General features: G+C 70.6%; 16 protein-coding genes, 2 pseudogenes and 1 riboswitch. Of the genes and pseudogenes, 5 read left to right on the forward strand and 13 right to left on the reverse strand.

The genetic code is table 11. The annotated features are described in order from the left end of the window. Nucleotides 1-168 precede the first annotated feature (168 nt). From istA to ACZK5N_RS09780, 3 genes are all read left to right on the forward strand, one after another. On the forward strand, nt 169-1734 hold the full coding sequence (istA, locus tag ACZK5N_RS09770; RefSeq protein WP_459017646.1) for an IS21 family transposase: 1566 nt from the start codon (nt 169-171) through the stop codon (nt 1732-1734). Then, nucleotides 1731-2474, forward strand: coding sequence for an ATP-binding protein (locus ACZK5N_RS09775; RefSeq protein WP_459017647.1), 744 nt, complete (start codon nt 1731-1733; stop codon nt 2472-2474). Before istA ends, ACZK5N_RS09775 begins: the two co-directional genes overlap by 4 nt. A 163-nt stretch (nt 2475-2637) precedes the next feature. Beyond that, nucleotides 2638-3030: a GNAT family N-acetyltransferase gene (locus ACZK5N_RS09780; protein ID WP_463624933.1), complete on the forward strand. Its 393-nt coding sequence runs from the start codon at nt 2638-2640 to the stop codon at nt 3028-3030. A gap of 128 nt (nt 3031-3158) precedes the next feature. Here ACZK5N_RS09780 and ACZK5N_RS09785 read toward each other — a convergent pair whose 3' ends face one another. The 10 genes and pseudogenes from ACZK5N_RS09785 to ACZK5N_RS09830 form a co-directional block, all read right to left on the reverse strand. After that, nucleotides 3159-3743: a hypothetical protein gene (locus ACZK5N_RS09785; protein ID WP_459018818.1), complete on the reverse strand. Its 585-nt coding sequence runs from the start codon at nt 3741-3743 to the stop codon at nt 3159-3161. A 112-nt stretch (nt 3744-3855) separates the two neighbouring features. Beyond that, on the reverse strand, nt 3856-4119 hold the full coding sequence (locus tag ACZK5N_RS09790; protein WP_459018817.1) for a type II toxin-antitoxin system RelE family toxin: 264 nt from the start codon (nt 4117-4119) through the stop codon (nt 3856-3858). Continuing rightward, on the reverse strand, nt 4116-4379 hold the full coding sequence (locus ACZK5N_RS09795; protein ID WP_459018816.1) for a type II toxin-antitoxin system Phd/YefM family antitoxin: 264 nt from the start codon (nt 4377-4379) through the stop codon (nt 4116-4118). The genes ACZK5N_RS09790 and ACZK5N_RS09795 overlap by 4 nt, the downstream gene beginning before the upstream one ends. Nucleotides 4380-4517: 138 nt before the next feature. Continuing rightward, a complete protein-coding gene (locus tag ACZK5N_RS09800) occupies nt 4518-5744 on the reverse strand; it encodes a siroheme synthase domain-containing protein (RefSeq protein WP_459018815.1) in 1227 nt (408 codons plus the stop codon). Then, complete coding sequence (gene cobJ, locus ACZK5N_RS09805; RefSeq protein WP_459018814.1) at nt 5741-8074, reverse strand: precorrin-3B C(17)-methyltransferase; 2334 nt, start codon at nt 8072-8074, stop codon at nt 5741-5743. Before cobJ ends, ACZK5N_RS09800 begins: the two co-directional genes overlap by 4 nt. Next, nucleotides 8071-8932, reverse strand: a pseudogene (cobM, locus tag ACZK5N_RS09810) (precorrin-4 C(11)-methyltransferase); the annotation flags it as partial. The gene cobJ and the pseudogene cobM, both read right to left, overlap by 4 nt. Nucleotides 8933-8993: 61 nt before the next feature. Then, nucleotides 8994-9668: pseudogene (gene cobI, locus ACZK5N_RS09815) on the reverse strand (precorrin-2 C(20)-methyltransferase); the annotation flags it as partial. A gap of 30 nt (nt 9669-9698) precedes the next feature. Continuing rightward, nucleotides 9699-9812, reverse strand: a riboswitch (cobalamin riboswitch). Nucleotides 9813-9996: 184 nt separating this feature from the next. Then, nucleotides 9997-11451 (reverse strand): cobyric acid synthase, encoded by a 1455-nt coding sequence (locus tag ACZK5N_RS09820; RefSeq protein ID WP_459018813.1) that lies wholly within the window; start codon nt 11449-11451, stop codon nt 9997-9999. Continuing rightward, nucleotides 11448-12380 (reverse strand): cobalamin biosynthesis protein, encoded by a 933-nt coding sequence (locus ACZK5N_RS09825; RefSeq protein ID WP_459018812.1) that lies wholly within the window; start codon nt 12378-12380, stop codon nt 11448-11450. The genes ACZK5N_RS09820 and ACZK5N_RS09825 overlap by 4 nt, the downstream gene beginning before the upstream one ends. A 66-nt stretch (nt 12381-12446) precedes the next feature. Then, nucleotides 12447-12794 carry a carboxymuconolactone decarboxylase family protein gene (locus ACZK5N_RS09830; RefSeq protein WP_459018811.1) on the reverse strand — a complete coding sequence of 116 codons (348 nt, stop codon included), beginning with the start codon at nt 12792-12794 and terminating at the stop codon, nt 12447-12449. A 121-nt stretch (nt 12795-12915) separates the two neighbouring features. Here ACZK5N_RS09830 and ACZK5N_RS09835 point away from each other — a divergent pair, with 121 nt between their 5' ends. Beyond that, nucleotides 12916-13743, forward strand: a complete 828-nt coding sequence (locus tag ACZK5N_RS09835; RefSeq protein ID WP_459018810.1) for an aldo/keto reductase — start codon at nt 12916-12918, stop codon at nt 13741-13743. Between the two features lie 454 nt (nt 13744-14197). Here ACZK5N_RS09835 and ACZK5N_RS09840 read toward each other — a convergent pair whose 3' ends face one another. Further along, nucleotides 14198-14857 carry a TetR/AcrR family transcriptional regulator gene (locus tag ACZK5N_RS09840; protein ID WP_459018809.1) on the reverse strand — a complete coding sequence of 220 codons (660 nt, stop codon included), beginning with the start codon at nt 14855-14857 and terminating at the stop codon, nt 14198-14200. 135 nt (nt 14858-14992) lie between these two features. On the opposite strand from ACZK5N_RS09840, the gene ACZK5N_RS09845 reads away from it, so the two are divergent. Then, entirely contained in the window at nt 14993-17266 is a 2274-nt protein-coding gene (locus ACZK5N_RS09845; protein WP_459018808.1) for a glycoside hydrolase family 3 N-terminal domain-containing protein, read from the forward strand. 101 nt (nt 17267-17367) lie between these two features. Here ACZK5N_RS09845 and ACZK5N_RS09850 read toward each other — a convergent pair whose 3' ends face one another. Together ACZK5N_RS09850 and ACZK5N_RS09855 are read right to left on the reverse strand one after the other, a co-directional pair. Next, nucleotides 17368-18411, reverse strand: a complete 1044-nt coding sequence (locus ACZK5N_RS09850; RefSeq protein WP_459018807.1) for a hemolysin family protein — start codon at nt 18409-18411, stop codon at nt 17368-17370. Continuing rightward, nucleotides 18404-19777, reverse strand: coding sequence for a hemolysin family protein (locus ACZK5N_RS09855; protein WP_459018806.1), 1374 nt, complete (start codon nt 19775-19777; stop codon nt 18404-18406). The genes ACZK5N_RS09850 and ACZK5N_RS09855 overlap by 8 nt, the downstream gene beginning before the upstream one ends. Between the last annotated feature and the right edge of the window lie 17 nt (nt 19778-19794).

Genomic DNA, 19794 nt, shown 5'->3' on the forward strand with positions numbered 1-19794 from the left:
TGAGTATTCGGTCTTCTGAGCGCCAGCGGTATTGCGGTTGAGCGCCATCCGTCGCCGTGCGGGTTCGTGGGGTTGAGCGCCACCGGTTCGTGTCGGTGAGCGCCGGGTGCGGGGTTCGTAGGCTCCTCCTGCCGTGTGGCCTATCACGCGGCAGAAGGAGTGATTGGGATGGTACGCAAGATCAAAGCGAAGCTGGTGCTTCGGCTCCGCGAGGAGGGGTTCTCGGGCAGGCAGATCGCCGCGCAGGGCATGTCACGCCATAGCGTGACCGCGGTCATCGAGGCCGCCGAGCGGGAGGACGTCGGCTGGGACGACGTCGCCGACCTGGACGAGGCGCAGGTGTATGCCCGTCTGTTCCCGGGCCGCGGGGAGCATGAGAGCGTCCATGCGCAGCCGGACTGGCCGTCGGTGCATCGCGAGCTCGCCCGGGTCGGGGTGACGTTGAAGCTGCTCCATGGCGAGTACGTCGACCGATGCCGCGTCGAGGGGTCGACGGCGATGGGCTATGACCGGTTCTGCAAGAACTATCAGCAGCATGTCCTGGTCAGCGGGGCCGCGTCGCGGATCGGTCACAAGGCCGGGCAGAGCATCGAGGTCGACTGGTCCGGGCCGACGATGCAGCTGACCGATCCGGTGACCGGGCAGCAGCAGCGCGTCTACTTGTTCGTGGCCACGTTGCCGTTCTCCCGCTACGCGTTCGTCGAGCCGGCCCTGGATATGCGGCAGGACACGTGGCTGCGGGCGCATGTGGCGATGTTCGACTGGTTCGGCGGCTCCGTCCCGCGGATCGTTCCAGACAACCTGAAGACCGGCGTGATCAAACACCCCGCCGAGGGTGAGGTGGTCCTCAACGACGCCTACCGGGAGTTGGCTGCGCACTACTCGGCTGCGGTGCTACCCGGCAGGGTCCGGAAACCCAAGGACAAGGCCAGCGTCGAAAACACCGTCGCGCATGTCGCGACGTGGGTGATCGCCGGGCTCCGGGACCGCCGCTTCGCCACGCTGCCCGAGCTGCGCGCCGCGATCTACCAGCGGGTGGAGGCCTACAACCGTGAACCCTTCCAGAAACGCCAAGGCTCCCGGCTGAGTGTGTTCGAAGCGGAGGAGAAGCCGCTGCTGCGGCCGCTGCCCGCGGTCGCGTTCGAGATCAGCCGCTGGGTCTACGGGCGACGAGTCCAGAAGAATGGGCATGTCGTGTGGGAGAAGAACTTCTACTCCGTGCCGTATTCGCATATTGGTCGCAGTGTCGATCTGCGGGTCACCGACACGATGCTCGAGGTGTTCACCGGTCACACGCGGCTGACCAGCCACCTGCTCGCACCACCAGGCGTGTTCAACCAGTACCGCACCCACGACGCCGATCTGCCCGAGGGGCCGCGCTACCGGCAATGGGACGCGGCCAGGGTCCGCCAGTGGGCGGGCCGGGTCGGGGAGAACACGCTGACCGTGGTCAACCGGATCTTCGAGTCCGTCCCGGTCGATGAGCAGGGCCTCGATGCCGCGCTGGCGGTCCTGCGGCTCACTCGCCGCTACTCGACTGAACGCCTCGAAGCAGCCTGCCAGATCGCCTTGGCGTCCAGGGTCCGCTCGCCCCGCTACGCCCATCTGAGGCCGATCCTGGAAACCAACCAGGACCACACCCGCAGCCGAGGGCCGGGGATCGAACCGGAGAACGGCGGCGGTGGGCCGGTCGGGTACGTGCGTGGGGCCGACTACTACGGAGGCGCACGATGACCCGGATCGATACCGAGACCAAACGCAAGCTCCGCGAGATCGGCGCCACCTGCCTGGTCGACGCCCTGGAAACCCAGGACGACACCCTCACCCTCGGGATGGTGTTCGAAGAACGCATCAAGCTGGCCGTCGACGACGCCCACGCCACGTTCACCCACGGCAAGGTCGAAGGCCTGATCCGCCGGGCGGGGCTGCGTTACCCGAACGCGGACTTCCGCCGCCTCGACCTGGTCGAACAGCGTGGCCTCGACCGCGGGGTGATTGCCCAACTGGGCACCTGCACCTTCATCACCAGACAGCAGAACGTCGTGTTCCAAGGCTTCACCGGATCCGGGAAGTCCTACCTCGGCTCCGCGCTGGCGAAACAGGCCTGCCAGCACCGGTATCGGGCGCACTACATACGCATGCCCGACCTCGAAGAGGCCTGGGCTGCGGCCAGGGACCGGCCCGCCGGGAAGGAGAAGTTCCTCCGCAAATACGCCGCGTTCACGCTGCTCGTGATCGACGAATGGCTCCTCGACCCGCCCGACGACAGCACCCGCAGCATGCTCCTGGAACTGCTTGAACGCCGCTACGACGCAGTCTCCACCGTGTTCTGCACCCAGTACGCGAAGAAAGACTGGCACCAGCGCCTCGGCTCCGGAGTCCACGCCGATGCGATCATGGACCGCATCGTCCACAACACCATCTGGATCGAAACCGGCGGCACCAACATGCGCGAACACACCGCCACCGCATAACCCAGAGCCGGTGAGCGCCACCACGACCCCCGGTGGCGCTCACCGGCACTACCCCCGGCGCTCGACCCCAATATCCAGTGGCGCTCAAGCGCGATAACCAACGGCGCTCACACGGTCAAATACTCACCTGAACTGGCAGGAGGCAAAGTTCACCGAGCAGGAGATCCTCGAACGGATCGAATTCCGCCACTACGTCGAAGTGCAGTTCGACCGAGGGGATTTCGGTTGGGTCGCCGAGGAGGGCAGCGTTCCTGTGGGGGTGGCATGGGCCGTATTCCTCCCCCGCGACGATGCGGGCTACGGGTTCGTCGACGAGCGGACTCCGGAAGTCAGTTTGTGGGTGAGCGCAGGTCATCGTCGCATGGGGATCGGCAGAAGCCTGCTACAACGCCTTCGAGCAACAGCCTCGTCTCGGCACATCGCCACGCTCAGCCTGTCGGTCGAACCCGATAACTACGCCCGAAAGTTGTACCTCTCGGAGGGCTACATCCCGGTGGCAGGGCGCGAAGACGATGGCGTCATGGTCTGCCCCACGCTTCCTGCAACCCGAGCCTGAGACGCATTCAATCCGGCAGGATGGACCGCGCTCGCCGCGGCATGTGCGGATGTTCGGCAGTCCCACGGCCGACCGGTTCGGAGCCCAGCGAGCGTGCCGTCGTGTCAGTCGGATGCCCGCAGCAGCGCCTACACCTTCGGAAGTCCGTGTGACCAATCGGCATCGAGGAGTTGGCTGATCAGACCTACGTACTGCGCCCGATCGAAAGCCAGATCCCGATCCCCAGGCCAGTCCTGCCCCGGATCATAAGGCGCGTACGGCTTGTAGCTGACCTGCCATCCGATGTCGCGCCAAAGGACACTCTCTGAAGTCACGTCGATCCAGGTGCTGAGCGCTCCGCAATCGAGGTCCCCGCAATAGCAGTAGAGCAGGCCCACCCGACCGTCCTCGAATGCCGTACCTGCAGGAGCACAAGGCGTGCCACGCAGGTGCAGGAACCGATCGAGCCTCGTCCGGTGGAATCGGGGCTCGAACATCGGAGGCGCGATGGCGTCTCCCCGAAGTCGGAGCAGGTTCTCGGTCCGCATGTGCTCGTCCTCGGCATCCCGGGCCTGAAGCATCGTGACAACCCTGTCATCGGCACTGGGCGAGTACAGGCGACGCAACGGCACCCCGTCCACCGTCCACTCCAACCACGGGTACGTCGGCTCCAGCAGACCGGACTCAACTCCACGAGAGTCAAGCTGCGCCACCCGCACGCCCAAGGTGCTCATGGCCAAACGATATGCCTAGGCGCACAACAGCACAGTCTGCGACCCGCCTGTCTGGACGCCTCGAGTCGGCCTCTGAGGCCGAGACGGGACAAGACCTCGTGCTGAAGTCCGGCTACCGGCGTTCGTAGATGTAGCGGCGGTGGCCCACGGCAACCACAAGGACGAGCAGCACACTGTCGTGGACCTCGTAGACGATCCGGTAGTCACCGGTCCGGACACGCCATTCGCCGTCACCGCCAACCAGCTTCTTCGCACCGCTCGGGCGCGGTTCGCTGGCAAGGAGTTCGATCGCCGCCTGGACCCGCCGCTGGGCGGCGCGGTCCAGCTTGCGTAGCTGTCGAACCGCAGCGGGCGCGACCTCGATCCGATAGCTCATGCCAGGCCGAGGTCGGCCTTGACCTGCTCCCAGGGGATCGCCGACCCACCATCGCCGATCTCGACACGTGCCGCGCGGACAGCCTCGAGATCGGCCAGGTCTTCCGCGGCCGCAATCAGCCGATCCAGATCATCGGCATCGATGACCGCGGCCACCCGCTGCCCCCGACGAGTCAGGTACACCGGGTCGTGACCGACGCGTGCCGCGTCCACGACATCGGCGAGGCGTGCGCGGGCGTCGCTCACAGTCATCTCAGTCATGCCACCCATGGTAGCCGCTGGAACAGCCGAAACGTACAATTCAGCATCTCCATTTGTCACGAGACGAACGCGCGACTCTCGGCATGAGCGTGAAACTGGCCCTGGCGCATTCGGGCAGCACCCCGGAACGAAAGCCGGTCATTCGCCTTGAGTCGACTGTGGCGGATCCGAGAGGGCCACCACGATCGCATCGCGGACATCGCGCGTTCGTCGCGGCTCCCGGTTCCCGACCACGCCGACCGTCACGCCCCGCACCTCCGCCGTAGCCGGGGTCCACGCCGAACCGCCGCGGGCGTCGTCGGCCCGCACGCAGAACGTGTGCCTGAGCTCCGCGCCCTCCGCGACCTTCGCATTCACCTCCGGCGAATCCGTGGCCGCCATGACGTACCAGGTGCCGTCGAGGTCGGCGTCGGCGAACTCCCGTGCCAGCCACGTCACGCGTCCCGCCGCGACCAACGCCTCCAGCGCCCCCGTGATCTCCGGCGAGACCACCCTGACCCGGGCGCCCGACTCCACCAGCCGCGACACCCGCCGGCTGGCCACCTTGCCGCCCCCGACGACGAGCACGTCACGCCCACCGAGCATCAGACCCGCCAGGTAGGCCGGCGACCCGCCCTCCGACACCGGCAGCGTCTCCCGGTACCGCTCCGCGACCACGTCGGCCAGTGCCGCGCAGGCCCCGATCACCTCGGCCACCCGCACCTCCGCGTCCGGGTGCGCGCCCTGCCACTCGGCGGCCTGCTCGCGCGTCCAACCCTTGAGCCGCCCCGCGAACAGCCAGTGCCCCATCACGACGATCCGCCGCGCCCCGTGCGCGTACGCCCGGTCCAGCACCTCCGGCAGCGAGGGCCTCGTCACCTGGATGAACGCCGCCTCGACGTCGGCCCACCCGCCCCGCTCGAAGAGCAGCCGCGCCACCCGGAGGTGGTCCGCGTTCGCCTCGGGCACCAGCGCGCCGCGGCCAACGAACACCACCGTCGTCTCCCCCGGTGCCCACTCCCCCGCCGCCTCCACCAGCCGCGTCTCGACGGCCTCGATCAGCCGCGGCTCCGGGCCGAGGTGGCGCGCGTACTCCACGCGGCTGCCCGGCACCCGCGCCGTCGCCTCCGCGATGAACTGCGGGATGTCGGAGCGGACGTGGCCGCCGGTGCCGAGCATGAGTGGCACGACGACGGCGCGGCGCCCGCCGTCGGCCAAGGCGTCGACCAGGGCGTCGGGGATGGTGGGCTCGGCGAGCTCGACGTAGCCGACCGTGACCGGGACGCCGGGCAGCCGCTCCGCGACCAGGCCGGCCAGCTCCTCGCACTGCGCCACGCCCTCCCCCAAGCGGGTGCCGTGGGCCGCGATGATCAGCGGCACGCTCATGCGTCCACCTCCTCCGCCGCGTCCGGCATCCACTGGTAGTCCCGCGGGGTGACGATCAGCCGCCTCCCGCCGCCCGAGGTGACGAACCTCGTCGTCGACGATCCCACCACCACCAGCGAGTTCATGTCCACCCACTCGGGCTGGAACTCGGCCAGCGTGCTCATGATCACCTTCTGCCGCGGCCGGCACGCCTGCTGCACCACCGCGACGGGGGTCTCCGGCGAGCGGTGCGCGCCGAGGATCTCCAGCGCGCGCGGCAGGTGGGCCGTGCGGGTGCGGGAACGGGGGTTGTAGAGCGCGACGACGAAATCGCCGACGGCCGCGCCCTGCAGCCGTCGCTCGATGTTGGGCCACGGGGTGTGGAGGTCGGACAGCGAGATGGTGGCGTGGTCGTGGCCGAGGGGGGCGCCGAGGATCGCGGAGACGGCGAGGCTGGCGGTCACGCCGGGCACGATGTCGACGTCGATCCCGTCGGTGCCCTGCTCGAGGACGGGGCTGGCCATGGCGTAGACGGCGGGGTCGCCGCCGCAGACCAGGGCCACGTTCTCGCCGGCACGCGCGGCCTCGATCGCGGCGGACGTACGCGCCTCCTCCGTGCCCATCTTGGAGGCCATGACGCGGACGCCGGGGCGGATGAGGTCGCGGATCTGCTTGACGTACGGTCCATAGCCCACCACGAAGGTGGCCTGCTGCAGGCGCTCCTTGGCGCGCGGAGTGAGGAGGTCGCGGACGCCGGGGCCGAGGCCCACGACGCTCAGCCTCCCGCGGGCCGGAATGCGGCCGACGGCGCACGTCGCGTCGGTGCTGCGCTGCTTCTCGACGATCAGCTCGGCGCCGTGCGCGAGGACGGACGCCTCGGCCACCGACGGCGTGCCGACGTGCCCCTCGACGATCGCGCTGGGCGTCGGCACCGGCTGAGCGGCCAACTCCTCGGCCGGGTAGTCGATCAGCTTCACGCCGAGGTGTTTGACGAGCTGGAGCAGCCCGATCTCGCCGGCCTTGAGGTCGACGGTGGTGATCGCCGCGACGGATTCCAGGGCGAGGCCGTGGTCGGCGAGGGTGCGTTCGAGGAGGTCGCGGAGGTGGGCCACGTCGGTGCCGCGGTTGCAGCCCATCCCGACGACGAGGCTCTTCGGGTGGAGAACCACGGTCGAGGCTGCCGCGGGTGCGATGGTGTCCGTCACGACGATCCGCGCGACAGCGTCCTCAGCGTCCGCCGACACGTTGGAGGGCAGCGGCGGCAGGGGCCACGGCTGAGATTTCTCCAGCCGCACGGGGCGACCGTCGAGGATCGCGCGGGTCACACCCGCGACATCGCCGCTGTACGCCCAGCCGAGCGTGTCGAGGGCAGGGATGTTGAGCGCATCGGTGGCGGTGGTGAGCACCGGCGTGCCCCCCGTCGCCTCGGCGATGCGCCTGGCCAGCTCGTTGGCGCCGCCCGCGTGTCCGCCCACGAGCGGGACCGCGAACCTGCCCGCCTCGTCGACCACCACCACGCCCGGGTCTTGACTCTTGTCCGCGAGCAACGGGGCCAGGATCCGGGCGGTGGCGCCGAGCGCGAGGTGGGAGACGATGAGGTCGCACTCGCGCCAAGCCCGCACCAGCCCCTCTGCGGCGGGCCCGTCGTATCGGCGAGTCGGTGCGCCGAGGGCGGCGTCGATCGCATCGGCGTGCCGGCGAGCAGCCGCTGAGTTGGTGAGCTGCCCGACCACCGGCCCGTCACCGTCGCGCTCCGCGGGGGCGGAGTCGTCGAGGATGAGCACCACGTTCGGCTCCACCACCTCCGCGATGGCGGCCTCATCGGCGGTCAGCTCGCGCACCCGCTGATCCGGTTCCCCGAGGCGCTCCGCGACCACGTAGCGTCGCGGCCACCCGGCAAGTGCCGCGGCCAACTCGCGGACCCCGGCGCCGGGCCCGGTCAACACCGCGACCTTCGGATGCCGCCGGGCCGCCGCCACGGCGTCGTCGACGGGGCGGCCGTGGGCGGAGACCACGACGGCGTCGTCCCAGGGCAGCGCGACGGCGGCGAACGCGGCCGCCACCGAGCTGACAGCCGGTGTCACCGTCAGGGCAAGCCCTTCCTCGCGAAGGCGGCGGACGATGCCGTGGAAGCCCGGGTCGCCGCTGGCCAGCACCAGCGCGTCGTCGCCGTCGGGCAGTGCCTTCAGCCGTTCGACGGCGGGGCTGAGCGCGCCGAGGACGACCCGCCGCTCGTCGGGCACGCCGAGGGCGTCGAGGTGGCGCCGCCCGCCGACGACCAGCGCGACCCGTCCGGCGAGACTGCGGGTGGCCGGCGAGATCTCGCCGAGGTAGCCGTGGACGTGGATCATCGGTCCTCCTCCAGGACGCCGCGGGTTCCGTGAGCGCGCAGGTCGGCCTGCGCCCCGGGTTCGGCCGCGCGGTACTCGTGCCGGAAGCCGGGGTGGTAGAGGTGGCTGCGGGTGGCGAGCGGGCCCTCCGCGAGTGCCGGTCCGACGAGCACGACGGTGTGCTTCCACAGCTTGTGCTCGCGCATGGTCTCGGAGAGGTCCTTCAGCTCGCAGCGCAGCATCAGCTCGTCAGGCCAGGAGACCTGGTAGCCGACGATGCACGGCGTCCCGGGCGGGTAGCCGCCGGCGAGCAGCTCCTCCTGGAGCGCCTTGTTACGGGCGGCCGACAGGTAGAGGGCCATGGTGGTGCCGTGGGCGGCGAACCCGCGGACGGTCTCGCGCGGCGGCATCGGGGTGCGGCCGCCCTCGAGGCGGGTGAGGACGAGGCTCTGCGACACCTCCGGCACCGTGAGCTCCACCTCCATCCGTGCGGCGGCGGCCGAGTAGGCGGAGACGCCCGGGATGGATTCGAACTCGAGGCCGAGGCTCCGGATGAGGTCGCGCTGCTCGGCGGTGGCGCCGTAGATGGCCGGATCGCCGGTGTGGACTCGGGCCACGAGGAGGCCCTCGTCGCGGGCCCTGCGGTAGAGGGGCTCGATGTCCTCCAGCGCCGCCGACGCCGAGTCGACGAGCTCCGCGCCCGGCTTGGCGCCCGCGACGATGCCGGGGTGGACCAGGCTGGAGGCCCAGATGATGATGTCGGCCTCCGCGATGACGCGGGCGCCGCGGACGGTGATGAGGTCGGCCGCACCGGGGCCGGCGCCGACGAAGACCACCCGGCCGGTCACAGCCGGCCCCCCGTCGTCGCGCGGGTGGGGGCCGCCAGGACGGTGGAGAAGTAGGGGGCTGATTCGCCGTCGGCCAGGTCCGAGAGGCGGACGAGGCGCTGGTTCGGCAGCGATACGTCCACGCCCATGATGGCGTCGCGTTGCTCGCCGCGCAGCAGCTCCGCGACCTCCGGCAGCCGGCGTCCGCCCTTGTAGGCGACTGTGGAGTCAGCCACGGCGAGCACCTCGCGGAGGCGGTCCAGCCCGGCCGTGACCGGCACGAGCGCGAGCACCTCCTGGCCCTCGACCAGCGGCGTGCGGCTGGCTGCGGCCAGCGCCTGCATCGCGGTGATGCCGGGGATGACCTCCACCTCCACGTCGGGCAGCTGCTCGACGACGTGCGCGGCGAGGTAGGAGAACGTGGAGTACACGCTCGGGTCACCGACGGTGGCGAACGCGACGGTCGCGGCGCCGTCGGCAAAGGCGTCGACGGCGGCCTGGGCGGAGGTCAGCCACGCCTGCTTCCGTCGAGGGGAGATTCCCGACTTGTCGGCCATGGAGAAGGGGACGCGCACGATCCGTGTCGCGGCGTCGGGGCAGGCCGTCGCGACGATCCGCTCCGCCCGTCCGGGCCCGTTGCCGGACTCCTCTGTCGCGGGGACGAGGATCGCGTCGGCGGCCTCGAGTGCGCGCACGGCCTTGACCGTGATCAGCTCAGGGTCGCCGGGGCCGACGCCGACGCCGATCAGTCGTCGCGCAGGAATAGGGGGAATGGTGGGTACGGACATCTGCCGTGGCCTCCTTGGGATCGCTCGCCCGAATGGTTGGCCGCGCAGGCTCGAGTTCCTGACTCCCCCGTCGGGGTCACAGTGGCGGCACCGCCCCGGATTCCCACCGGGTTCCTCGACGTCGCCTGCACGCGGAGTCAGTCTGTCAGAGGCCCCCCGGGGGTCCTGTTCTGGGGTCGGCTACGCCCGTGGTCCGCCCTGGTCAGCCGCCTATCGGGGCTATACGCGGTTTCTGTTCCTCGAGCTGGGTCCTCAAGCACATAGATCGGTCGAGATCGCACCTGGAGGAACAACAGCCGCACGACTAGTTCACGAGCTCGGAAGAACGTCAGCGTGCCAGGCGGAACAGGCCCTCAAGGTCGGCGTGCGCCTCAAGCCCGTCGGCGACCGTCTCGATCATCGACTCCCGCCGCGCCGCGAAGCCGGGCGCCTCCGTCGGCGTCCACCCAATCCCGGCCGCAGCCGCGACCTCCGCGAGCCACGCCCGACGGAACCCGTCGGATTCCAGGGACCCGTGCCACATCGTCCCCCACACGGCACCGGACCGGACGCCCTCGAGGAACTCCTCGTGCCCGTCGTCGGCCCGCACCCGCCCGTGGTGGATGACGTAGCCCTCGACGTCGTGGCCCCGCCACCGGCCAGCCGGTCGGCCCAGCACCTTCTCAGGATGGAACACCGTGTCCGCGGGCAGCAGCCCAAGCCCGGGCACCGCACCCGGATGGCCTGCCTCGACCGGGTCCGTGATGGTGCGCGTCAGCATCTGGAAGCCGCCACAGATGCCCAGCACCGGCTGCCCCGCCTCGGCCCGCGCCTCGATCGCCGCCGCGTTCCCCGTCTCCCGCAGCCACGCCAGATCCGTCAGCGTGGACCGCGACCCCGGCAGCACCGCCAGGTCCGCCGCGGCCACCACCCCGGGATCTGTCGTCACCACGACGTCGACCCCCGGCTCCTGCGCCAGCGCATCGACGTCGGTGGCGTTGGAGATGCGCGGCAGCCGGACGACGGCGACCCGCAGCGTCGCGCTCCCCGCTGGCGTGGCGGGCCGGGCGTCGCCGCGCCACCGTCCCACCTCGAGCGCGTCCTCGCCGTCGAGCCACACGCCCGCCAGCCAGGGCAGTACCCCGAACGAGGGCAGCCCGCAGCGGCGGGTGAGCTCGGTGAGCCCGGGGTCGAGGATGGCCTGGTCGCCGCGGAACTTGTTGATCAGATACCCCGCCAGGAGCGCGCGGTCCTCGTCATCGAGGAGGCCCCAGGTGCCGTAGATGGAGGCCAGCACCCCGCCGCGATCGATATCGCTCACGAGCACCACCGGCAGGTCAAATGCCCGGGCCAGGCCCATGTTGGTGTAGTCACCCTCGCGGAGGTTGATCTCCGCCGGGGAGCCGGCGCCCTCGCAGATCACCAGCTCGTGCGCCGCGGCCAGCTCCCGGTACGCCTCGTGCGCGGCCTCGGCCAGCAGGCGCCGGCCCGTTGCGTACTCCCCCGCTTCCAGGGCGCCCGCGGGCTCGCCGCGGAGGACGACGAAGGAGCGCCGGTCGCTGCCGGGCTTGAGCAGTACCGGGTTCATCGCCGACGTGGGCGTCTTGCCCGCCGCGATCGCCTGCAGGTACTGCGCCCGGCCGATCTCCGCGCCGTCGGCGCACACCATCGAGTTGTTGCTCATGTTCTGCGCCTTGAACGGCACCACGTCGATCCCGCGACGGCGCGCCGCCCGGCAAAGGCCGGTCACCACCAGCGACTTGCCAGCGTCCGACGACGTCCCCGCGATGAGGATCCCGGTCATCTCTGTCTCCTTGCTGCTGCCAGGGCGGCCAGTCCCGTCGCCATCGCCGTCACCACGCCCACCAGCCGCGCGGCCCTCCGCACCTCGGCCGCGCGGGGGCGCGGGCCGTCGCCGAGGAGGCCCCGCTCCTCGACGCGGGAGAAGTAGACGTTGCGGCCGCCGAGCTGCACGCCGAGGGCGCCGGCCCAGGCCGCCTCGCACCAGCCGCCGTTGGGCGAGGGGTGGTTCCGCGCGTCACGGCGCAGCACCCGCCACGCCTCCGCCGTCGACCCTCCGACGACGGGCGCGGCCACGCAGGCGAGCACGCCGGTGATGCGGGCCGGCAGGTAGTCCAGTGCGTCGTCGAGCCGGGCGGAGGCAGTGCCGAAGCGGGCGTAGCGGTCATTGCGGTGCCCGACCATGGCGTCGAGCGTGTTGACCGCGCGGTGGGCGAGGAGGCCGGGGATGCCGGCGACCGCACCCCAGAACAGCGACGCGACCACGGCGTCGGCCGTGTTCTCCGCCATGGATTCGACGGTGGCGCGGGCGAGTTCGGGCTCGTCGAGGCCGGCCGGGTCGCGGCCGCAGAGGTTGCCGAGCCGGGCGCGGGCGCCGTCGAGGTCGCCGTCGTCGAGGCGGTCGGCCATCAGCCGACCCTCGCGGGCGAGGCTGCGGGCGCCGAGGACGGCCCAGGTGGCGAGCGCGGTCGCGGCGACGTGGGCGACAGGGTGTCGGCGCGTGGCGCGCTCGGCGACGACCCCTGCCGCGACGACCGGCGCCACCGTCGCCGCAGTGAACGCGGCGCCGCGGGCGTGGTCGTCGGCGTACAGGGACTGTTCGACGCGGCCCGCGAAGGTTCCGAACCACGCGACGGGGTGGTGCCGGGCCGGATCGCCGAGCACGGCGTCGGCGGCCACCCCGAGGACGATGCCGAGCGCGCGCGTGATCACGGCGCCGACGCTAGCAGTAGCCAGAGGCGGCCCGGGCGGGCGCCTCGGCAAGGCCCCCGGAGACCGCTACTCCAGGAACTCCAGGAAGGCGTCCATCGCGCGCGGGCCGTAGACCGTCGCGGGGCCACCGCGCATGAGGATGGCCACCCCGAGCGCCTCGGCCACCTCGTCGGCGGTCGCGCCCGCGCGCGCCGCTCCGCGGGCGTGGCTGGCGATGCACCCGTCGCACTTCTCCGCGACCCCGATCGCAAGAGCGATGAGTTCCTTGGTCTTCGTGTCGAGCGCACCGGGGCCGAGCACCGCCTTGTGCATGGCCGAGTAGCCGGCGTAGACCTCGGGGATCCTCGAGCGAAGCTCCTTCGCCGGCGCCTGGAGGTCCTGCAGCACCTTCGTGCCGTATTCGTGGGTGGTCATGTCTCTCCTGACTGCCGTAGTGCATGGATGAGCCTTGACCAATTATCTGCCTGCGGGGGCACCTACGCCCACGGCCGGCGAGAATTCTGCCGCGGCTTCGGCGGTCAGCAAGACTGGGCCCATGACAACGCTTGCTCCCCAGATTCCCCTGACCGGCGGCACTGCGATCCCGGCGATCGGCGTCGGCACCTGGCCGCTCAACGACGACGAGGTCCGGGCCATGTGCCTGACCGCGTTCGAGCTCGGTTACCGCCTCGTCGACACCGCCGAGAACTACCGCAACGAGGCCGGCGTCGGCCAGGCGGTGCGGGAGTCGCACCTCCCACGCGAGGACCTGTTCGTCACCAGCAAGATCAACAAGAAGTGGCACGCCGACGCCGTCGCGGGCGTCCAGGGCAACCTCGAGCGGCTGCAACTCGACTACGCCGACCTGGTCCTCATCCACTGGCCCAATCCGGACCAGGACCTCTACGTCCGCGCGTGGGAGGGCCTTATCCAGGCCCGGGAGCAGGGCCTCACGAGGGCGATCGGGACGTCGAACTTCAAGCCCGAGCATCTGCAGCGGCTTATCGACGCGACGGGTGTCGCGCCGGAGGTCAACCAGATCCAGTGCAATCCGTTCACCGACCGCCTCGCCGAGCGGGCGTTCCACGAGACGCATGGGATCGTCACGGAGTCGTGGGCACCGCTGGCCGCCGGCACCGGGTTGATCGGGCATCCCAGCGTCTGGGAGGTCGCGGACGCGCACGGCGTCTCGTCCGCCCAGGCCGTCCTCGCCTGGCACATCCAGCAGGGCCTGCTGCCGATCCCGAAGTCGTCGAACCGGGAGAGGCTGGCCGAGAACTTCGCCGCTCTGAATCTCCGCCTGACCGACGACGAGGTCCGGACCCTGACCGCGCTCAAGAGCTCTGAGTACCACCTGATGGACTCGGACCACTTCGGCCACTGAACCCCCACCCGCGGGCGGAGGAGCGAGGAGCGCAGCGACGCGCCTCGACGAAAAAGTCCCTTGTCAGCCGATGTTTCTTAGGCTTCGAGGCCGCTTCGCAGCACCTCCTTCAGCGGTGGGCGACACTGGTGGGGGGGCGCCACGCGGCGCCTCAGCCAGCGGTAGGGTCGCGCAGATCCGAGGGTTCACGCAGAGCGGTGGGTGAGGGGGACCGGTCGCGGTGGGTCGGGCGTTGGGCAAGGCACGCCGCGTTTGGGCGTGCCGAGGGAGCCCATGGGCGAGGCCGGTCCCCCTCAGCCGCCGCGGGACCGGACCCAGGTCCCTGGGAAGTCACCCTCAGTTTCGACGCACGCTGCGCCGCTGCGCGGCTTGGCGTGGCTCAACCAGCGGGGGTGGCTTGGCCCGGCTCAACCCGCGGGTGGGCGAGACTCAACCCAGGTTCAGCGAGACCGCGTCAGATGCGCGACAACAGGTCCTGGACCGCCGCCCTCGCCTCCATCGCGTTCTGCCCGCTGATCTCGCGGAACGCCTCAATGATCTCCTCGGTGAGGTCGAAGTCGCGGCGGATCAGCCAGCTCTGCTGCAGCCCGTCCCACACGGCGACGAACTGGCGGGCCATCCGCACCGGGTCGCGGTCCGGATGCGCCAGACCGGCCTCCTGCCGGGCCTTCATGAGGTCCACCATCTCCGCCATGACCCGCTCGTAGTGCCGCTGGAAGAACGCGTGGGCCGGATGAGCCGGATCCTGCGCGGCCGACGCCAGCGCCACCTGCAGCCGGAGCCGCTTGTCCTCGCCCGGCGAGCGGTGGGCAAGCTCGTCGATGAGGTCGCGGAACTCGTCGGGCGGTGCCAGGGGACGCTCGGCCTCAGGCCCGGACGCCCCAGGCACCATGTACCCCTCGAAGTACTCGATGGCCGCCACCAGCAGGTGGTCGCGGGTAGGGAAGTGGTAGAGCATCGTCCGCTCGAGCATCCCCGCCTTCGCCGCGACCGCGGCAGTTGTCAGCTGCGGATGCCCCACCTCCATCACCACGTCGTAGGCGGCCTTGGCGATGGCCGCCCGCTTCTCCGCGGACTTCGCGTACGGTCCACGCTTTGCCGGGGTCGTCGACATCGCCACCTCCTCAAATCTTTCCCCTCCCCAAACCTTGAACCCTCGACCCGCCCCGAGTCAACCCTTGACCGATCTTGAACTATGCTGTTCACTACGAATTGAGATCACCGTCGACGCAGACCCCGAAGGACCCCCATGACCACCAGTCCCGCCTACCGCGACCCTGCCCTCCCCGTCGAGGAGCGCGTCGAGGATCTCCTCGGCCGCCTCACCCTGGAGGAGAAGGCCGGCCAGTTGACGCAGTACTTCTACTTCGGTCAGCTCGACACCCCGAAAGTCTCCGCCGAGGATCTGGAGGCCATGGCCACCGAGCAGCGCCAATTCCTCGACTTCCCGAGGATGGTGGACAAGGAGATCGACGCCGGCCGCGTCGGCTCCCTGCTGTTCGTCCGCAGCGCAACCCTGGCCAACCACCTGCAGCGCAAGGTCATCGCCGGCAACCGGCACGGCATCCCGGTGCTCTTCGGGTTCGACGTGATCCACGGCCTGCGCACCACGTTCCCGGTGCCGATCGCGGTCGCGGCGAGCTGGGACCCTGAGGTCGCGGAGAGGGGCCAGAAGATCGCGGCCCGCGAGGCGCGCGCCGCCGGCATCCACTGGACGTTCGCGCCCATGGTGGACATCGCCCGCGACCCCCGCTGGGGCCGCATCATCGAGGGCGCCGGCGAAGACCCCTGCCTCGGCGGGGCGATGGCGGCCGCGCAGGTGCGCGGGTTCCAGGGCGACGGCGGCGCCGAGTCCGTCATCTCGGGTCCGAAGCACTTCGCCGGCTACGGCGCCGCCCGAGGCGGCCGAGACTACGAGGACTCCGACATCTCCGACGCCGAGCTGCACAACATCTACTTCCCGCCCTTCAAGGCGGCCATCGACGCCGGCGCGAGGAACATCATGAGCGCCTACATGGACCTCAACGGCGTGCCCGCAAGCGGCAACCGCTGGCTCCTCACCGATATGCTCCGCGACGAGCTCGGCTTCGACGGCTTCGTCGTCTCCGACGCCAACGCCGTGCGCTCACTGGAGACCCAGCACTTCGCCCGCGACCTCACGGACGCCGGGGCCCGCGCCGTCTACGCCGGGCTCGACATGGAGATGGCCATGGTCGACGCCGCCTACACCCGCCTGCCACAGGCCGTGGCGGACGGGCTGGTGGACGAGGCCACCGTCGACCTGGCCGTGCGCCGCGTCCTCACCGCCAAGTTCACCGCGGGGCTGTTCGAGCAGCCCTTCGTCGACGAGGACGCATCCGCCGGCATCCTCGGGGACGTCTCGCACCGAGATGCCGCGCAGGAGGCCGCCGAGCGCACCGCCGTCCTGCTCAAGAACGACGGCGCCCTGCCGCTCGAGGCTCCGGCCTCCATCGCGGTGCTCGGCGATCTCGCCGACTCCGCCCGCGACATCCTCGGCCCCTGGATCTTCGACTTCGACGCCTCCGAGTCGGTCACCATCCTCGACGGCCTCCGCCGCCGCGCCGGGGTCGCGACCCGCGTGGAGTACGCGCCGGCCACGGCCTGCGCCACCCGCGTCTACCCCTCGATGTTCGACAGCCACGAGGCCGGCACCCTGCCTCAGACCCCCGAGGGCTTCGACGAGGACGCCGAGCTGGAGCGCGCCGTCGCGCTGGCCGCGGAGTCCGAGGTGGCCGTCGTGGTGGTGGGTCAGCCGCAGAACATGATCGGCGAGAAGGCCTCGGTCTCCACCCTCGACCTCCCCGGCCGCCAGTTCGAGCTCCTGCAGCGCGTCCACGCCACCGGCACGCCGATGGTCGTGCTCGTGATGTCCGGCCGCCCCCTTGACCTTCGATGGGCCGACGCGAACGCCGACGCCATCGTCGAGGTCTGGTACCCGGGCGTGCGCGGCGGAGACGCCATCGCGCGGGTACTGTTCGGCGACGTCTCCCCCGCCGGCCGCCTGCCCTTCACCTGGCCGCGGCACGTGGGCCAGGTGCCGATGGTGCATTCGCACTACCGCACCTTCCAGCCGGAGGACGCGGACAAGCGGTACTGGGACGAGGAGAGCACCCCGCTCTACCCCTTCGGGTACGGCCTCTCGTACGCGACGGTGGAGTACTCGGACCTGCGGGCGCCGTCGATCGTCGCCGTCGGGGAGACGGCCACCGTCTCGGTCACGCTCACCAACACCTCCGAGGTGGACTCCGACGAGGTGGCGCAGTTCTACATCCACCAGCGCTACGGCACCTCCACCCGGCCGGTGCGCGAGCTCAAGGGCTTCCAGCGCGTGCACCTGCCCGCGGGCGCGACGGTGGACGTCGAGTTCGCGCTCGGGCCGGACCAGCTGCGCTACTGGAGCGCCGCCACCCGCACCTGGGTCCAGGACGCGACCGTGATCGACGTCTTCGTCGGCGGCAGCTCCGCCTGCGACCTGACCACCACCCTGGAGATCACCGCCTGATCGGCCTGAACCGTCTGCAACTTTCTACCCAGAGAGCGGCATCTGTGTATATGCACAGATGCCGCTCTCTACGTAGGAAGTTGCAGCGTGTGACGGGTGGCCTACCCCCGCGACACCGTCGCGGCGTCCTTCACCTCGCCGATCAGGCGTTCGACGACGTCCTCCAGCATGGCCGCGCCTACCGTCTCCTCGCCCTCGGTGACGAGCGCGAAGTGCGTGCCGCCGGCCTGCATCGCCGCGAGCGTAGCCTCCAAAGTGGCGTCCTTGGCGATGGTGGCCAGCGGGCGGATGACCCGCTCGTCCAGCGCCGAGCCCATCTCCGCGTCCGTCAGCCCCAGGAAGTCCTTGAGGTGGACGTACCCGTCGATCTGGCCATCGGCCTCCGCGACGGGGAACCTCGAGTAGCCGGTGCGGACGAAGGCCGCCTCCACGTCCGCCGGGGTGGAGCTTCGGCGCACTGTCGCCAGCTGGTCCAGCGGCACCATGACCGCCTCGACGGCATCCGTGCCGATGCTGACCGCACCGCTGAGCAGCCGGTGCTCGCGATCCTCGAGCAGCCCCTCCTCGCGCGACTCCGCGATGAACGCCGCCACCTCGTCGGCCGTGAACGCCGAGGTGACCTCCTCCTTCGGCGCCACCTTCAGCAGGCGAAGCACCGCATTGGCGATCCAGTTGAGCAGCCAGATCAGCGGCCGCAGCACGAAGACGATGCCGAAGAGGATGGGTCCGAGGATCATCGCCGAGCGCTCCGGGCCGGAGATGGCGATGTTCTTCGGCACCATCTCGCCCAGCACCATGTGGAGGAACACGACGATGGCCAAAGCGATGATGAACGCCACGGTGTGCAGCGCGGTGCCGCTGATGCCGATCGCGGCCAGCGGGATCTCCAGCAGATGTGCGACGGCGGGCTCGCCGATGGCGCCCAGGCCCAACGAGCACATGGTGATGCCCAGCTGTGCGCCGGCCATCATGAGGGAGACCCGCTCCATGGCCCGCAACGTGATCCGCGCGGACCACGAGCCCGCAGCCGCCCGCGGCTCGATCTGGGAGCGGCGAGCCGCGATGAGCGCGAACTCCGCGCCGACGAAGAACGCATTGCCGATGAGCAGCGCGACGGCGATGAGAATGGCGGTGGAATCAAGCATCGGGCTCACCCTCCTCGACGCCGGCGAGATCTTCGATGGTCAGCACGAGCCTGTCGACGCGCCAGCCGTCGAGCCGCGTGACGTGCAGCCGGGCGACGGCTGGAGAAGGGAGCCCGTCGTCGTCGGTTCTGGACTCGTCTCGAACATGCAGCAGCACCTCGTCGCCCACCCGTGCAAAGCGGCCGAGCTGCTCGGTGATCAGGCCGCCGAGGGTGTCGGATTCGCGTCCCTCCGGCAGTTCGATGTGCAGGGTCTCGCCGGCCTCGTCCGGCCGGAGCAGACCGGACAAGGACCAGCGCCTCTCACCGAGCTGACGGTGGGCGCGGGTGGGGCGGTCCTGCTCGTCGTCGATCTCGCCGACGATCTCCTCCACCACGTCCTCCAACGTCACGATGCCGTCGGTGCCGCCGTACTCGTCGACGACCACCGCCATCTGCACGCCTAGGCGCAGGACGTCGAGCACCGAACCGAGCGGCATCGTCGACGGCACTGCGCGGATGGGCCGGATGAGGTCCTCGACGGACCTGCTCGCGCGCTCTGCCGCCGGGATGGCGAGGGCGTCCTTGAAGTGGACAACGCCGCGCACCTCGTCGACGCTCTCACCGATGACCGGGAACCGGGCGTGACCCGTGGCGCGGACCGCGTCCAGGACATCGACCGCGGTCTCGTCGAGCTCGAGGAACCGGACGCGGGGTCGCGGCGTCATGGCGTCGGACGCGGTGCGCTCGTCGAGCGCCACGGAGTGCTCGAGCCGGCGGGCGAGGTCCTCGCCCAACATGCCCTGCTGCGCGGAGCGCGCCGCCAGCGACCCCAACTCCTGCGCGGACCTCGCGGAGGCGAGCTCCTCCTGAGGCTCCATGCCCATCGCGCGCACGATGCCGTTGGCGGCGCCGTTGAGGAACCAGAGCAGCGGCCCGCTCACCCAGGTGAAGCCCCGCTGGAACCCGACCACCGCACGCCCCACCTTGAGCGGCTCGGCAATAGCCCAGTTCTTGGGCACCAGCTCGCCGAACACCATCTGCACCATGGTGGCGATCAGGAAGGCTGCGGTGAAGGCCACCACGGAGGCGGTCTCCGCGGGCAGGCCCGCAGCACGGACCGGGACCTCGAGCAGCGCCGCGATCGAAGGCTCCGCGATGAAGCCGACCACCAGGGAGGTGATGGTGATGCCCAGCTGAGCGCCGGAGAGTTGCGTCGACATGGTGCGAAGCGCCTCGCGCAGCGACGTCGCCTTCGGGTCCGTCTCGGCGAGCCGCGCGACGGTGGGGCGGTCAACCGTCACCAGTGCGAACTCCGCGGCCACGAACATGGCGTTCGCGGCGATCAGCACAACCACGGCAAGGAGTAGTAGCCACTCGGCGATCATCGTCCCCTCACCCCCGT

It is taken from the genome of Tessaracoccus pujii (assembly GCF_055326215.1).

Bases quoted from the DNA above. Each gene is read 5' to 3' on its own strand.
- istA (WP_459017646.1), top strand. From the start codon at position 169: ATGGTACGCAAGATCAAAGCGAAGCTGGTGCTTCGGCTCCGCGAGGAG.
- ACZK5N_RS09775 (WP_459017647.1), top strand. From the start codon at position 1,731: ATGACCCGGATCGATACCGAGACCAAACGCAAGCTCCGCGAGATCGGC.
- ACZK5N_RS09785 (WP_459018818.1), bottom strand. From the start codon at position 3,743: ATGAGCACCTTGGGCGTGCGGGTGGCGCAGCTTGACTCTCGTGGAGTT.
- ACZK5N_RS09790 (WP_459018817.1), bottom strand. From the start codon at position 4,119: ATGAGCTATCGGATCGAGGTCGCGCCCGCTGCGGTTCGACAGCTACGC.
- ACZK5N_RS09795 (WP_459018816.1), bottom strand. From the start codon at position 4,379: ATGACTGAGATGACTGTGAGCGACGCCCGCGCACGCCTCGCCGATGTC.
- ACZK5N_RS09800 (WP_459018815.1), bottom strand. From the start codon at position 5,744: ATGAGCGTGCCGCTGATCATCGCGGCCCACGGCACCCGCTTGGGGGAG.
- cobJ (WP_459018814.1), bottom strand. From the start codon at position 8,074: ATGATCCACGTCCACGGCTACCTCGGCGAGATCTCGCCGGCCACCCGC.
- ACZK5N_RS09820 (WP_459018813.1), bottom strand. From the start codon at position 11,451: ATGACCGGGATCCTCATCGCGGGGACGTCGTCGGACGCTGGCAAGTCG.
- ACZK5N_RS09830 (WP_459018811.1), bottom strand. From the start codon at position 12,794: ATGACCACCCACGAATACGGCACGAAGGTGCTGCAGGACCTCCAGGCG.
- ACZK5N_RS09835 (WP_459018810.1), top strand. From the start codon at position 12,916: ATGACAACGCTTGCTCCCCAGATTCCCCTGACCGGCGGCACTGCGATC.
- ACZK5N_RS09840 (WP_459018809.1), bottom strand. From the start codon at position 14,857: ATGTCGACGACCCCGGCAAAGCGTGGACCGTACGCGAAGTCCGCGGAG.
- ACZK5N_RS09845 (WP_459018808.1), top strand. From the start codon at position 14,993: ATGACCACCAGTCCCGCCTACCGCGACCCTGCCCTCCCCGTCGAGGAG.
- ACZK5N_RS09850 (WP_459018807.1), bottom strand. From the start codon at position 18,411: ATGCTTGATTCCACCGCCATTCTCATCGCCGTCGCGCTGCTCATCGGC.
- ACZK5N_RS09855 (WP_459018806.1), bottom strand. From the start codon at position 19,777: ATGATCGCCGAGTGGCTACTACTCCTTGCCGTGGTTGTGCTGATCGCC.